Raw genomic sequence first — 13,131 nt, forward strand, 5'->3', positions numbered from 1 at the left:
CCCAAACGGCACGTTAGCGCTCAGCCGGGCAAACCGCCAGACCGACCCGCAGCGCGCAGGAAACCTCGTCGCGGACGCCGAAGGACCGCCGGATGGGACACGCGTCGCGCTTCACCGAACGACTGATGAGCGAGCGGCGCACGCCGGAGGAGATCCGCGACGCCGTCTACCTGTCCACCGGCGACGTGGCGGCCAAGCAGACGCGCTTCTGGCTGCTGCTGGTCCTGGCCGCGGCGATCGCCACGGCGGGGATCGTCGGCGACTCCACCGCCACGGTGATCGGGGCGATGATCGTGGCCCCGCTGGCCACCCCGATCCAGGGCATCGCGCTGGCCATCGCCTACGGCGAGGTCCGCCCGCTCGTTCGTTCGCTGCTGATCCTGCTGTCGGCGATCGTCGTCGTCGTCGGGTTGGCCGCCGCGCTGGGCGCGCTGCTGCCCCAACTCAAGGACCTGGCCGACAACACCCAGGTCACCGCGCGCGTCTCCCCCACGATCGTCGACCTGGTCGCAGCGGCGACCACCGGGGCAGCGGGCGCGTTCGCCGTCGCCCGTCGGGACGTCGGCGACATCCTGCCGGGCGTGGCGATCGCCATCTCGCTCGTGCCCCCGCTGGCGGTGGTGGGCGTGACCGCTCAGGCCGGTGACTGGAACGACGCGGGCGGGGCGTTGCTGTTGTTCGTCACCAACGTGCTGGCCATCGTGGTGGTCGGCATGGCCATCTTCGGCCTGACCCGCCTGCAGCCGATCCCCACGCACTCCGACGCGCTGCGCCGCCGGCCGGTGCTCGCCGTCGTGGCCGTCGGCGCCGCGGTCGTCGTCGCGGCGCTGGGGGTCACGACGGCGCGCACCGTCCAGCTCGCCGATCGGCTCGACGACGTGAACGCGATCGCCTCGCGCTGGGCCACCGGCAACGACGAGCGCTTCGTCGGTGCGCGTTTCAGCGGAACCGATCTGATCGTGATCGTCGAGGGCACCAGCGACGGCGGCGACGACGACGCGCTGCCCGGCCTGCTGACCGGGGCCGTGCCGGCGGGCACCTCCGTCGTCGTCAACCGCATCGCCGGCTCGCGCCGCGCCGTGGGCGCGGTCTCGTAGTCAGCGCCCCAGCCGCGGCCGGATCGACCATCGGCGCCTCCGGGTCGTCGCGACCCAGAACCTCATCGCCTAGTATTTCGCTGATTCGTTATATAGCATTATTGCTATATGCCTCATCCGGACCCGCTCAGCCAGACGTTCGCCGCCCTGGCCGATCCCACGCGGCGCGAGATCCTCTCGCGCCTGGCCCACGGCGAGGCCACGGTGGGCCAGCTGGCCGCGCCGCTGCCGATCAGCCAGCCGGCCATCTCGCGCCACCTGAAGGTGCTCGAGCAGGCGGGGCTGATCGTGCGCGGGCGCCAGGCCCAGTGGCGGCCGAGCCGGATGCAGGCCGAGCCGCTCGACCAGGCCGTCACCTGGATGCAGTCGCGCAAGCGCACCTGGGAGGCCCGGATGGATCGCCTGGACGCACACCTGGAGGAGATGACCGATGCCTGAGACCGTGCTGCTCACGCGCGTGTTCGACGCACCCCGCGACCGGGTCTTCCGGGCCTGGACCGACCCCGATCACGTGGCGGCGTGGTTCGGGCCACCCGGGATGGACGTGGCGCGCGACAGCGTCGACATCGACCTGCGCGTCGGCGGCCAGTACGCGCTGACCATGGCCGGCCCGCGGGGCGCGCACCGGCTGGTCTACGAGATCGTGGAGCTCGACGCGCCCGCGCTGCTGGTCCTGCGTGCCGACCCGATCCCCGAGGCCGGCATGCTCGAGCCCAGCTACGTGCGCATCGAGCTGCACGACCACGGCGACCGCACGCGGATGACGTTCAGCGACGGGCCGTTCCCGCCGGGGGGCGCCGAGCGGGCCGAGGCGGGCTGGACCGCCGCGTTCGCGCAGCTCGGCCTCAGCGTGCGCTGACGGCTGCGACCGCCGCGGCGACGGTCGCCTCCACGCGTGGGGCGTCGCCGGTCCGGCGCAGGGCGTCGCGCACGCGTCCCACGTCGTGGGCCAGCACGAGCGTGACGCCGCGCCGGCGCAGGTCGCCGTCCAGCGCGACCAGCATCGTCGCCGCGGTCACGTCGACGTCGGGCACCGTCTCGGCGTCGAGCACGACCGCGTGCACGCCGTCGGCCGCGGCCGCGTGCAGGATCCGCTCGCGCACCGCATCGGCGTTGGCGAAGAACAGGGTGCCCTCCGCGCGCAGGATCACCACGCCCTCGGGCACGACGTTCTCCGGATGGCGGCGCAGATCGCCGTACTGATCGGGCGTGCCCGGCACCTTGCCCAGCGGCGTGACGTGTGGCGTCGAGGCGCGGTAGAGCAGCAGCACCAGCGAGGCGGCGATCCCGATGAACAGGCCGGGCAGCGTGTCGAAGATGGTCACGCCGAGCAGCGCGGCAATGGCCGCGACGAAGTCGGCGCGCACCCCGCGGGTGACTCGGTACAGGCGCACCAGCGCGGGCACGTCGACGAGCTCGATCACGGCCGCGATGACCACCGCGGCCAGCGTGGCGAACGGGAGCGACTCGAACAGGCCGGTGAGCACGAGCAGCGTGACCACGGTCAGCACGGCGACGATCAGGCCCGACAGCTGGGTGTGCGCGCCGGCCGAGCCGTTGACCGCCGTCTTGGACAGCGAGCCGTTGACCACCATCCCGGACGATAGGCCCGCGGCCAGGTTCGCCCCGCCCAGGCCCAGCAGCTCGCGGTTGGCGTCGATCTCGTAGTGCTCGCGCGCCGCGTACGTCTTGGCCGCGCCCAGCCCCTCGGCGAACCCGACGAGCATCACGCCGATCCCGCCGGCCACCAGCGAGCCGTACTCGTGGGCCGAGGCGTCGGGCAGGCCGAGCGCGGGCAGGCCGCTGTCGATGTGGCCGACGATCTCCAGCCCGTGGTCGTCGAGGCCGAAGAGCTCGACCAGCGCGATGCCGATGGCCACGGCGACCAGCGATCCGGGGACCGCGGGCACGAACCGCCGCAGCGCCAGCACCACCGCCAGCGATCCCACCCCCACCGCCACGGTCAGCGCGTGCGCGTCGCCCAGGTTGGCCAGGACGTCCCAGGCCTTCTCGAAGAAGTCGCCCGAGCCCTTGGGGATGCCCAGCAGATCGGGCACCTGGCCGACGATGATGGTCAGCGCCAGGCCGACGATGAACCCCTTGATCACCGGTTCGGAGATGAACGAGGCCAGGAAGCCCAGGCGCAGCAGCCCGGCGACCAGCGCGGCGCCGCCCGCCGTGATGGCCAGCGCCGCGGTCGCCGTGGTGAACGCGCCCGCGTCGCCGGTGACCACGTCGGCCACCGTTGCCGCGCTCAGCGCCGCGGTGGCCGACATCGGCCCGGTGACCAGGTGGCGCGAGCTGCCCAGCAGCGCGTAGAGCAGCAGCGCGCCCGGCGCGGCGTACAGCCCGACCACCGGCGAGACGCCGGCGATCGTCGCGTAGGCCAGCGCCTCGGGCACGAGCACGGCCCAGACGGTCAGCCCGGCGATCAGGTCGCCGCGCAGCCACCCTCGCTGATAGCCCCGCAGCGAGGGGAGCAGCCAGGTCACGCGATGGTGATGCCGTCGCCCAGGAGCTTGGCGCCGAGAACCAGGAACAGCACGGCCATGACCGCGTTGTTGTTGGCCCCCAGCCAGGTCTTCATGCCGTCCAGCAGCTTGACCGCGCGCTCGCCCATGGCGAAGAAGATGACGATCGGGGCGGCCACGCCGAGCGTGGCGATGAGGATGAACACGGCCAGCGCGACGACCTCGTCGCCGGTCGACGCGCCGGTCTGGCTGATGGCCAGCCCGGCGCCCACGGTCAGCAGCAGGTTCTTCGGGTTGACCGCCGACAGCACCACCGCGATGCCCGCCGCCTTGGGCGGGCCGAACTGATCGATCGCCGCCATCCACTTGGGCAGCTCGCCCTGCTGGCCGCCGTGCGGACGCGAGCGCCACTGGCGCAGCGCCAGCAGCATGAGCACCAGCCCGAGCACGATCTTCACCCAGGCCACGCCGCCCGATGTCCCGCCGTCGTCGTCGGCCCCGGCGCTGCCGGCCACCAGCAGCACGATCGCGCCGACGATGGCCAGGCCGACGATCCACCCGACCAGGAACGCCGGCCCGTTGGACCGCGCGCGCGGCGTGCCCAGCATCAGCACGACCGCGATGATCGGCACGGGGCTGATGGCCACGCCGACGCCGAACGACAGGACCTGCCCGATGGCCTGCTGGAGCATCAGTCGCGCGCCAGCGCGGCGGCGAAGTCGCGCTCCACGTCGAGGTACACGTCGTCGCCGATGTTGACCTCGACCTCGAGGATCCGCCCGCCGGTGAAGCCGAAGCCGGCGGCGTACTCCTTGGAGACCGGGTCACCGCCGTCGCGACCGATGGTCAGGCCCTCGCCGCACAGCGCGAAGTGCCCCGGCTGGGTGCGCAGCTCGGCCTGGGCCACGACCGCGTCGTCGACGTAGAGCTTGGCCGTGCCGTGCGACGTGTGGCGGTCGTCGGTCGACTCCTTGACGAACTCCATGCCCAGCACGTGCTGGCCCGGGGTCAGGTCGACCTCGGAGACGAGCTGCTGCTCTGGCGGGATGCCGATGAAGTTGTAGACGTACCAGAGCTTGCCGCCCTTGATGAACAGCGAGTGGCCGCCGAAGCGCGCGCCCTGGGCGTAGATCACGCCCTCGGCGCCGCCGTCGTCGAGCTCCACCTGCGCGAGGATCTTGTACGAGCGGCCGCGCGTGTTGGCCGCCGCGAACTCCGGCACCTCCAGCGTGCCCGGGTAGTAGCGGTAGATCCCGCCGGGCGGGATCAGCGCCTCGGGCTGCGTGGCGATCAGCTCGGCCACCGTGCGGTCGTCCAACGGCAGCACGTCGTACTTGCCCGCCTCGACGTACCACTGGGCCACGAGCTGCTGCACGAGCTGCGGGTTCTCGCCGGCCAGGTCGTGGTTCTCGGCTCGGTCCTCCTCGACGTGGAAGAGCTGCCAGGTGTCGCTCTCGAAGTGGCCCTTGCCCACGTTGGGCCCCCGCTGGGCGACGACCTTCCAGCCGTCGCGCCACAGCGCCCGGGTGCCGAACATCTCGTAGTACTGGACCTGCTTCATCGTCGGCACCGACGCGTCGTCGAACGTGTACTTCATCGACACGCCGGGCAGCGGCGTCTGCTCGTAGCCCTGGACGAAGTCGGGCATCGACACGCCGCAGCACTCGAGGATCGTCGGGACGATGTCGGTGCAGTGGTGGTACTGGTCGCGCACCTCGCCGCGGGCCTTGATGCCCTTGGGCCAGTGCACCACGAGCGGATCGGCGACCCCGCCCTGGTACGTGTAGCGCTTGAACATCTGAAACGGCGTGCAGAACGCCGCGGCCCAGCCGGTCGGGTAGTGGTTGTAGGTCTCCGGCGAGCCGAGCTTGTCGATCATCGCCAGGTTGTCCTCGATGCTGTCGGGCCAGGCGTTGAAGAACTTCTGCTCGTTGACCGAGCCGGTCGGCGTGCCCTCGCCCGAGGCGCCGTTGTCGGCGCAGTAGAGGATCAGCGTGTTGTCGAGCTGGCCGGACTCCTCGAGGTAGTCGACGATCCGCCCGACCTGGGCGTCGGTGTACTCGCTGAAGCCCGCGTACACCTCGGCCATGCGACTGAACAGGCGCTTCTCGTCGGCGCTCAGCGATTCCCAGGGCAGCACCTGGTCGGAGTCGATCGACCAACCGTCGGGCAGCGGGTTCAGCGGCGAGAGCTCCGTGCTCTCGGGCAGGATGCCGCGCTCGATCATCCGGGGCAGGACCCACTCGCGATAGGCCTCGTAGCCGTCGTCGAACTGGCCCTTGTACTTGTCGATGTACTCCTGCGGGGCGTGATGCGGAGCGTGGTTGGCGCCCGGGCAGAACCACATGTACCAGGGCTTGTCGGGATGCGACTGCTTGGAGTCGCGGATGAACCCGAGCGCCTTGTCGGCCAGGTCCTTGGACAGGTGGTAGCCCTCTTCGGGCGTGTAAGGCGGCTCGGTGTAGTGGTTGTCCTCGACCAGGTCGGGATACCACTGGTTCGTCTCGCCGGCGATGAAGCCGTAGAAGCGGTCGAAGCCCCGGGCCAGCGGCCAGTTGCGCTTGGTCGCGCCCATGGCCCACTCGTCGATGGGGATGTTGTGGTTCTTGCCGACCCAGAACGTGTTCCAGCCGTTCTCGCGCAGGACCTCACCGACGGTGGCGTTCTCCATGGGGATGTGGCCGGTGTGGCCGGGGAAGCCCTGCGCCCCCTCGGCGATCTGCGCGAACCCGTTCTGGTGGTGGTTGCGCCCGGTCAGGAAGCAGGAGCGCGTGGGCGAGCACAACGCCGTCGTGTGCCACTGCGAGTAGGTCAGGCCGCCCGCGGCCAGGCGGTCCATCGTCGGCATCTGGATGCGCCCGCCGTAGGGCGACCAGGCCGCCAGTCCCGTGTCGTCGTAGAGCACGACGAGCACGTTGGGCGCGCCCTCGGGCGCCGGCTCCTCGCGGTAGGGACCCCAATCCATCACCGAGTCGCGCACATCGAGCTCGATCTTGCCCTGGAACTGCTTGGCCATGCTGCCTCCGCCCGCCTCGGTTGCCGCCCTGCGTGGACCGCGCGAGCCTACGCGCGCACCCGGCGCGTCTCAAGTGCGCCGTCAGCGGGGATAGCCACCCGATGATCCTCGCCATCGCCGCCGCCGCCACGTCCATCCTCTCCGGCCCGCTGGCCGCGGGCGGGACCTGGTCGATCAGCGCGCACCATCAGAGCCTCGGCGGCGTCAAGGGCGTGTGCCTGGACATCGACGCGACGCTGGCCGACGGGTTCCACCCCGGCACCGGCACGGGCTGCGCCGCCGGCAGCCTGCACGCCGGCGGCAACGTGGTGCCGGTCAGCGCAAGCAGCGCGTCGGGCGAGACGACCACGTCCTACGTCGTCGGCGGCGTGGTCACCGCCCAGGCGCGGTCGGTGACGGTGTCCTTCGCCGATGGCCAGCGTCTGAAGATCGCCACGAAGGCCGGCCCGCAGGCGTGGAGCCGGGTGCTGGGCGCCAAGGTCCGGTACTTCGGCGCCGACGCGCTGCCCACGACGACGGCGAAGGTCACCGGGGTCAGCGGCTACGACGCGCGCGGCCGGCGCGTGGCCCGCAGTCGCTGATCGGCGCGAAATTGCAGGGTGGCCCGGCCCAAAGTCGCGGGTCCACCAGCGTCGCCGAACCCTGATACTCCGGGATGTGGTCCGCCGCTCTCTGTGCCTCGCGCTGGCCGTCTGCGCCCTGTCGGTCCTTGCGTCGGCCGCCGACGCCCGCACCGCCCACGATCCCTGCCAGGGCGACGGGTTCTCGTTGCAACGCGAGAACGGCCAGCCCCAGCGGGCCTGCAACCGCAGGTTCCACGTCCCGCCGCACCGGACGATGGTGGACCCGGCCGGCACGCACCACCGAGCGGGCGAGACCTGTCCCGACGGGTACCGGATCCCCGGCTCGACCGGCGATCACGGCGGGCGCTTCCCGTCCGACTGGGACTACTGGACCCACAACGGCGAGTGGGTCACCTGGAACCTGTACAGCCTGAGCGTGCACGCGACCAACACGGACGGCACGAGAGCGACAGGCCTCTCCGGCTACTACCCCTACGTCCACAACTGGGGCTCGTGGAACTGGGGTGCGCGCTCGTTCGCCGGCTGCGAGCCGATCGGCTCGGGTCTCGTCGCGCCCGTGGCGATGATGGCCCGGACCACGCTGGCCGAGCCGGCACCCGACGTGCGCCAGGGCGACGACGCGGACAACGTGATCCACGACGGCGCGGGGAGCGACGAGCTCGTGGGCGGCCCCGGGGACGACACGATGACCGGCGGCGCCGGCGACGACGTCGAGCTGGGCGGCACCGGGGCCGACCACCTGTCCGGCGGCCCGGGCGACGACGAGCTGTTCGACGACCACGGCAAGGACATCCTGGAGGGCGGCCCGGGCAACGACCGCTTCTCCGCGCGCGACGGCAACCACGACGTGATCGACTGCGGCCCCGGCGAGGACATCGCCATCGGCGACGCACACGACACCTACGTCGACTGCGAGCACGCCTACCGCTCGCCCGCCGACGATCCGGCCCATCCGCCGCACGTGGGCTGATGCTCCGCCGGCTGCTCATCCCGGCCCTGGCCGCGGGCGTCCTGCTCGCCGGCGCGTCCGCCGCCCAGGCCCGCACCCCGCACGACCCCTGCCACGGGGACGGGATCTCGCAACAGCGCGACGGGCACGGCAACCCGACGCGCATCTGCTATGCCCGGTTCCAGGCGCCACCACACCGATCCGCCCGCGACCCGGCCGAGGCGAGCGGGCCCGCCTGCCCGAACGGGTACCGGATCCCCGGCTCCAACGGGGCCAAGCTGGTCAGCGCGATGGCCTGGGACTACTGGACCTACAACGGGGAGTGGGTGGTCTGGAACTTCCCGCTGGGCGAGCTGCGCCCGGCCTACACGCGCAGCGGCGCGCAGACCGACGGCGACTCCGGCGTGTACCCGACCTACCACAACTGGAGCCCGTGGGGCTGGGGCGTGCGCACGTTCCACGACTGCACGCCGGAGACCTCGGGCCTCGTCGCGCCGGTGGCCGCGATGGCCCGCACGACGGTCGCCGACCCGGTCCCGACGGTCCGCCACGGCGACGACGAGGACAACGTGATCCACGACGGCGCCGGCAGCGACGAGCTGATCGGCGGCCCCGGCGACGACACGATGACCGGCGGCGCCGGCGACGACATCGAGCTCGGCGGCGCCGGCCGCGACCACCTGTCCGGCGGGCCGGGCGACGACGAGCTGTTCGACGACCACGGCAAGGACATCCTGGAGGGTGGCCCGGGCAACGACCGGTTCTCCACCAAGGACGGCAACCACGACGTGATCGACTGCGGCCCCGGCGAGGACGTCGCCGTGGGCGACCCGCACGACACCTTCACGCACTGCGAGCACGTCTACACCACGCCGCAGAACACACCGGCGCACCCGCCGGACGTCGGCTGACGCGCGTACCGTAGGGCGGGTGCGGATCGCCACCTGGAACGTCAACTCGATCAAGCAGCGCGTGCCCCGGTTCCTGCCCTGGCTGGACGAGCGCCGGCCCGACGTCGTCTGCCTGCAGGAGACCAAGCTGGCCGACGCCGCGTTCACCGAGCTGCTGGGCGGGGAGCTCCAGGCCCGCGGGTACGAGTACGCCGCACACGGCGTGGCCCAGTGGAACGGCGTGGCGATCCTGTCGAAGGTCGGTCTCGAGGACGTCGTGCTCGGGCTGCCCGACGGGCCCGGCTTCCCCGATCCCGAGCCGCGCGCGGTGTGGGCCACCTGCGGCGGCGTGCGCTTCGTCTCGGTGTACGTGCCCAACGGGCGCACGCCGGACTCCGACCACTACCGCTACAAGCTCGCGTGGCTGGGCGTCCTGCGCGACCTGGTGGCCGCGGGCGACCCGACGTCCACCGTCGTGCTGGGCGACGTCAACATCGCCCCGACCGACGCCGACGTGTTCGACCCCGAGGCCTACGCGGGCCACACGCACGTGACCAAGCCCGAGCGCGACGCGCTGGCCGCGCTGGAGGCCGTCGGCCTGCACGACGTGGTGCGCGACCGCTGGCCCGACCAGCGCGTGTTCTCCTACTGGGACTACCGCGCCGGCATGTTCCACCAGGACCTGGGCATGCGCATCGACCTCGTGCTGGCCGGCGACGCGGTGGCCGAGCGGGTGCAGGCGGCGTGGATCGACCGCCAGGCCCGCAAGGGCAAGGGGCCGTCCGACCACGCCCCTGTGATGGTCGACCTGGATGAGGCACCCGACGGCGACATCGGGCCGGTCGTGCCGCCGCCCTCGGCGCCGGTGACCAAGCGGGGCGCGAAGAAGCTGCCCCAGTCCGCGCCCGAGGATTAGTCCCCTTCGTCCTTGGGCCGGTCCCGGTCGCGGGACGGCTGCACGCGCTTGGGCTCGCCCGGCATCTTCGGGTAGTCGGGCGGATAGGGCATGTCGCCGGCCTCGTCGGCCGCGTACATGTCCAGCAGCGGCTGCAGCGAGTGGTGCACGTCGTCGATCGCCGCGTGGCGGTCGCCGACCTCGGCGAAGCGCGCCGGCATGGTCGCGACGGTGAAGTCCTCGGGCCGCACGTCTCCCAGCTCGTCCCAGGTGACCGGGGCCGACACGGGCGCGCCCGGCCTGGGCCGGATGCTGTAGGCCGAGGCGATCGTCCGGTCGCGGGCGTTCTGGTTGTAGTCGACGAAGATGCGCTCGCCGCGCTCCTCCTTCCACCACTTCGTCGTGACCTCCCCGGGCCGCCGGCGCTCCAGCTCGCGGCCGAAGGCGATCGCCGCGTGGCGCACGTCGGTGAACGTCCAGCGCGGCTCGATGCGCACGTAGATGTGCACGCCGCGACCGCCCGAGGTCTTGGGGAAGCCGACGTAGCCCAGATCGGCCAGCAGCTCGCGCGCGGTCGCGGCCACGCGCACGGCGTCGGCGAAGTCGGTGCCGGGTTGCGGATCGAGGTCGATGCGCAGCTCGTCGGGGTGGTCGACGTCGTCGCGGCGGACCGGCCACGGGTGGAAGGTGATCGTGCCCATGTGCGCCGCCCAGGCCACGACGGCGATCTCGGTGGGCGCGATCTCGTCGGCGAACCGGCCCGACGGGAAGGCGATGCGCGCGGTCTCCACGTAGTCGGGCGCGCCCTTGGGCACGCGCTTCTGGAAGAACGCGTCGCCGCCGCCGCGCTCGCGCGTGGACAGCACGATCCCCTCGTGCACGCCCTTGGGCCAGCGCTCCAGCGTGGTCGGCCGGTTGCGCAGCGCGCGCATGATGCCGTCCTGGACGGAGACGTAGTAGTTGGCCACGTCGAGCTTGGTCACCGCCGCGGTGCGCTCGGTCTGCGGGAAGATCACGCGGTCGGCGCTGGAGACCCGCACCTCGCGCCCACCAGCCTCGATGAAAGCTTCCGACGACGCGGCCATGGTCGTGTTCTACGGCATCGGCGCCGGGAATCCCCCAGAGGCAAGACAGGGGTCAACCCCTCATGCGGTTTCGGACGCCCGCCGGGAGGCTGCACCCATGCTCCGTTCTCCCCGCACGCTGACCCGCGCCGCGCTCGTCGCCGCACTGGCCCTGTCCTTCCCGGCCGTGGCCTCCGCCCAGCTCCCCACCGATCCGGTCGATCCCCCGCCGCCGCCGACGCGGCCGACCCCCACCCCGACGCCCACGCCGACGCCGACGCCGACGCCGACGCCGACCCCCGCTCCGGCGCCGGGCCCGATCGGCGTCCCCGCCCCGACGCCGACGCCCGACCCGCCCGCGCCGGCCAACCCCTCACCGGGCACCGCGGGCGCGGCGCTCGTCTCGATCCCCAAGCTGGTCAGCGGCATCGAGTCGCGCATGAAGCAGGGTGAGCCCGTCGGCTGGGCCTACGTCGTGCTGCAGGACGGCAAGTTCGTGGCCGGCGACGGGTTCGGGTTCGCTCGCCGCCCCAACGACGGCGAGGGCAACCCGAAGGGCACGATCTTCACGATCAACACACGCATGGAGCTGATGAGCGCGACCAAGACGATCACCGGCATGGCGATCGTCAAGGCGCTCGACGACGCCGGCGTCAGCGTGGACGACCCGGTGTGGCCCTACCTCCCGGCCGGCTGGGCCCACGGTGCCGGCTTCGTCGGCTCGGGGCCGAACGCGATCACGTTCAAGCACCTGCTGACCCACACGTCGGGCATCAACCAGGCCTTCGGCAACGCGCAGATCGACACGTCCGCCTGGGGCAACACGTTCGCCGGCGTGCAGGCGATCGTCAAGACCGGCGTGGTGCCCAACACCTACTCCTACAAGAACGCCAACTACGCGATGCTGCGGGTGCTGCTCCCGGGCCTGTGGAAGAAGTCCGGCGGGCCGCAGTCCGCCGTCACGGCCGCCAACCACGGCGACCGCTACCGGGCCTACGTCAACGAGAAGATCATGATCCCGGCCGGCCGTTCCGCGGCGAAGTGCTGGGACGACTTCGACGACACCGCGGCGCGCGCCTACGACCGCAACAACCTGCAGAACGGCGGCCAGCAGATCGAGTACACCGGCACCGTGACCCAGGAGTGCGGCGGCCATCGCGGCCTGCACCTGTCGGCCCGCGACCTGGCGGCCGTGGCCGACCGGATGCGCAACTCCGACGCGATCCTGTCGACGCCGGCGCGCACCAGCATGCTCGACAACCGCCTCGGCTGGAACCCCAACTCCAACAACCCGGCGTTCAAGTCAGCCGACGTGTGGTGGCACGGCGGCGACGGCTACTTCCCCAACACCGAGATCCACACCTGCGTGATGACCGGGCCCCAGAAGCTGTCGCTGGCCCTGCTGATGAACTCGCAGCGGCCCACCGGCAACACCCAGTGCGGCGTGCTGCTCAACGGGCTCAACGACGCGCGCTGAGCACGGCGGTCGAGGTCAGGCGGCGTCGCGGGCGACGCCGTCGACCTCGAACTGCCAGCCCTTGGCCAGCGGCGCCTGCACGGTCGTGCGGGCCGGCCGCGGTTCGGGGTAGCGGTCGCAGTAGATCTGGTTGAACGTGGCGAAGTCGGCGATGTCGGCCAGGTACACGTTCAGCTTCAGCAGGTGGCCGAAGGTCAGCCCGGCCTTGGCCAGCGTCGCCTCGAGGTTGTCGAGCGTCTGCTCCACCTGGGTGGCGAACGGCGCGTGCTCCCCGCTGCCGTCGGCCTGGCTGCCGACATGGCCGGCCAGGAACACCAGGCCACCGCCGCGCGCGGCCGCCGAGAACCAGTTCAGATCGCCTGCCACGAACGTCGCGTCGTCGGTCATGCCGGGCAGCGTGTCAGGTCCGGCCGGATCGGACGGTGCCGAACGGTCGACAACCTGGCCGGGTGCAGGGGGAACAACCCTGGACCCCTGGTTGATACAGATCTGCCCCCCACCGGCCGATCATCAGGCCATGGGAGACAGGCAGAGCCTTTTCGACACCGATTCGGCGTCGCTCGAGCAGCGGCTCGCCGGGTTCATCCGTGACGGTGGCCGCCTCGTGGGGCGCTTCACCCTCTGGTACACGACGCGGCCGGCGATTCACGGCGCGATCGTGGAGCCCGCCGCGCGCGAGACCAACTGA

The 13,131-nt window shown here is 71.9% G+C and carries 14 protein-coding genes; 9 read left to right on the top strand and 5 right to left on the bottom strand.

Features of this window, described 5'->3' with window-relative positions:
* Nucleotides 1-92 precede the first annotated feature (92 nt).
* From ACZ5UI_RS16120 to ACZ5UI_RS16130, 3 genes are all read left to right on the top strand, one after another.
* Nucleotides 93-1,097, top strand: a complete 1,005-nt coding sequence (locus ACZ5UI_RS16120) for a TIGR00341 family protein (RefSeq protein ID WP_464188640.1) — start codon at nt 93-95, stop codon at nt 1,095-1,097.
* A 108-nt stretch (nt 1,098-1,205) separates the two neighbouring features.
* A complete protein-coding gene (locus ACZ5UI_RS16125; protein ID WP_464188642.1) occupies nt 1,206-1,535 on the top strand; it encodes an ArsR/SmtB family transcription factor in 330 nt (109 codons plus the stop codon).
* Nucleotides 1,528-1,956, top strand: coding sequence for an SRPBCC family protein (locus ACZ5UI_RS16130; RefSeq protein WP_464188644.1), 429 nt, complete (start codon nt 1,528-1,530; stop codon nt 1,954-1,956). The genes ACZ5UI_RS16125 and ACZ5UI_RS16130 overlap by 8 nt, the downstream gene beginning before the upstream one ends.
* On the opposite strand, the gene ACZ5UI_RS16135 is transcribed toward ACZ5UI_RS16130, so the two are convergent.
* From ACZ5UI_RS16135 to ACZ5UI_RS16145, 3 genes are read right to left on the bottom strand one after another with little or no spacing between them, the layout of a single operon-like run.
* Nucleotides 1,943-3,580, bottom strand: a complete 1,638-nt coding sequence (locus tag ACZ5UI_RS16135; protein WP_464197836.1) for a SulP family inorganic anion transporter — start codon at nt 3,578-3,580, stop codon at nt 1,943-1,945. The genes ACZ5UI_RS16130 and ACZ5UI_RS16135 overlap by 14 nt on opposite strands.
* 5 nt (nt 3,581-3,585) lie before the next feature.
* Nucleotides 3,586-4,260 carry a GAP family protein gene (locus tag ACZ5UI_RS16140; RefSeq protein ID WP_464188646.1) on the bottom strand — a complete coding sequence of 225 codons (675 nt, stop codon included), beginning with the start codon at nt 4,258-4,260 and terminating at the stop codon, nt 3,586-3,588.
* Complete coding sequence (locus tag ACZ5UI_RS16145; protein WP_464188648.1) at nt 4,260-6,584, bottom strand: arylsulfatase; 2,325 nt, start codon at nt 6,582-6,584, stop codon at nt 4,260-4,262. The genes ACZ5UI_RS16140 and ACZ5UI_RS16145 overlap by 1 nt, the downstream gene beginning before the upstream one ends.
* A gap of 101 nt (nt 6,585-6,685) precedes the next feature.
* On the opposite strand from ACZ5UI_RS16145, the gene ACZ5UI_RS16150 reads away from it, so the two are divergent.
* The 4 genes from ACZ5UI_RS16150 to ACZ5UI_RS16165 all read left to right on the top strand — a co-directional run bounded on the left by ACZ5UI_RS16150 (nt 6,686) and on the right by ACZ5UI_RS16165 (nt 9,923).
* A complete protein-coding gene (locus ACZ5UI_RS16150; protein WP_464188650.1) occupies nt 6,686-7,165 on the top strand; it encodes a hypothetical protein in 480 nt (159 codons plus the stop codon).
* 76 nt (nt 7,166-7,241) lie between these two features.
* Complete coding sequence (locus ACZ5UI_RS16155; RefSeq protein WP_464188652.1) at nt 7,242-8,138, top strand: calcium-binding protein; 897 nt, start codon at nt 7,242-7,244, stop codon at nt 8,136-8,138.
* Nucleotides 8,138-9,028 carry a calcium-binding protein gene (locus tag ACZ5UI_RS16160; protein ID WP_464188654.1) on the top strand — a complete coding sequence of 297 codons (891 nt, stop codon included), beginning with the start codon at nt 8,138-8,140 and terminating at the stop codon, nt 9,026-9,028. Before ACZ5UI_RS16155 ends, ACZ5UI_RS16160 begins: the two co-directional genes overlap by 1 nt.
* Before the next feature lie 19 nt (nt 9,029-9,047).
* Nucleotides 9,048-9,923, top strand: a complete 876-nt coding sequence (locus ACZ5UI_RS16165; protein ID WP_464188656.1) for an exodeoxyribonuclease III — start codon at nt 9,048-9,050, stop codon at nt 9,921-9,923.
* Here the strand turns inward: ACZ5UI_RS16165 and ligD are convergent.
* On the bottom strand, nt 9,920-10,987 hold the full coding sequence (gene ligD / locus ACZ5UI_RS16170; protein ID WP_464188658.1) for a non-homologous end-joining DNA ligase: 1,068 nt from the start codon (nt 10,985-10,987) through the stop codon (nt 9,920-9,922). The two genes, ACZ5UI_RS16165 and ligD, sit on opposite strands and share 4 nt — an antisense overlap.
* 97 nt (nt 10,988-11,084) lie before the next feature.
* Between ligD and ACZ5UI_RS16175 the strand changes: the two genes are divergently transcribed.
* Nucleotides 11,085-12,443 (top strand): serine hydrolase domain-containing protein, encoded by a 1,359-nt coding sequence (locus ACZ5UI_RS16175; RefSeq protein WP_464188660.1) that lies wholly within the window; start codon nt 11,085-11,087, stop codon nt 12,441-12,443.
* Between the two features lie 15 nt (nt 12,444-12,458).
* Here the strand turns inward: ACZ5UI_RS16175 and ACZ5UI_RS16180 are convergent, their stop codons facing one another.
* Nucleotides 12,459-12,830, bottom strand: coding sequence for a RidA family protein (locus tag ACZ5UI_RS16180; RefSeq protein ID WP_464188663.1), 372 nt, complete (start codon nt 12,828-12,830; stop codon nt 12,459-12,461).
* A 130-nt stretch (nt 12,831-12,960) separates the two neighbouring features.
* Here ACZ5UI_RS16180 and ACZ5UI_RS16185 point away from each other — a divergent pair, with 130 nt between their 5' ends.
* The gene (locus ACZ5UI_RS16185) at nt 12,961-13,131 is read left to right on the top strand and encodes a hypothetical protein (protein ID WP_464188665.1); all 171 of its coding nucleotides are present in this window, start codon (nt 12,961-12,963) and stop codon (nt 13,129-13,131) included.

The sequence above is a fragment of the Conexibacter sp. JCM 18997 genome (assembly GCF_055391915.1).

What these genes read in the sequence shown, in the direction of transcription:
- ACZ5UI_RS16120 (WP_464188640.1), top strand. Translation starts at nt 93, where the DNA reads ATGGGACACGCGTCGCGCTTCACCGAACGACTGATGAGCGAGCGGCGC.
- ACZ5UI_RS16125 (WP_464188642.1), top strand. Translation starts at nt 1,206, where the DNA reads ATGCCTCATCCGGACCCGCTCAGCCAGACGTTCGCCGCCCTGGCCGAT.
- ACZ5UI_RS16130 (WP_464188644.1), top strand. Translation starts at nt 1,528, where the DNA reads ATGCCTGAGACCGTGCTGCTCACGCGCGTGTTCGACGCACCCCGCGAC.
- ACZ5UI_RS16140 (WP_464188646.1), bottom strand. Translation starts at nt 4,260, where the DNA reads ATGCTCCAGCAGGCCATCGGGCAGGTCCTGTCGTTCGGCGTCGGCGTG.
- ACZ5UI_RS16145 (WP_464188648.1), bottom strand. Translation starts at nt 6,584, where the DNA reads ATGGCCAAGCAGTTCCAGGGCAAGATCGAGCTCGATGTGCGCGACTCG.
- ACZ5UI_RS16150 (WP_464188650.1), top strand. Translation starts at nt 6,686, where the DNA reads ATGATCCTCGCCATCGCCGCCGCCGCCACGTCCATCCTCTCCGGCCCG.
- ACZ5UI_RS16160 (WP_464188654.1), top strand. Translation starts at nt 8,138, where the DNA reads ATGCTCCGCCGGCTGCTCATCCCGGCCCTGGCCGCGGGCGTCCTGCTC.
- ligD (WP_464188658.1), bottom strand. Translation starts at nt 10,987, where the DNA reads ATGGCCGCGTCGTCGGAAGCTTTCATCGAGGCTGGTGGGCGCGAGGTG.
- ACZ5UI_RS16175 (WP_464188660.1), top strand. Translation starts at nt 11,085, where the DNA reads ATGCTCCGTTCTCCCCGCACGCTGACCCGCGCCGCGCTCGTCGCCGCA.
- ACZ5UI_RS16180 (WP_464188663.1), bottom strand. Translation starts at nt 12,830, where the DNA reads ATGACCGACGACGCGACGTTCGTGGCAGGCGATCTGAACTGGTTCTCG.
- ACZ5UI_RS16185 (WP_464188665.1), top strand. Translation starts at nt 12,961, where the DNA reads ATGGGAGACAGGCAGAGCCTTTTCGACACCGATTCGGCGTCGCTCGAG.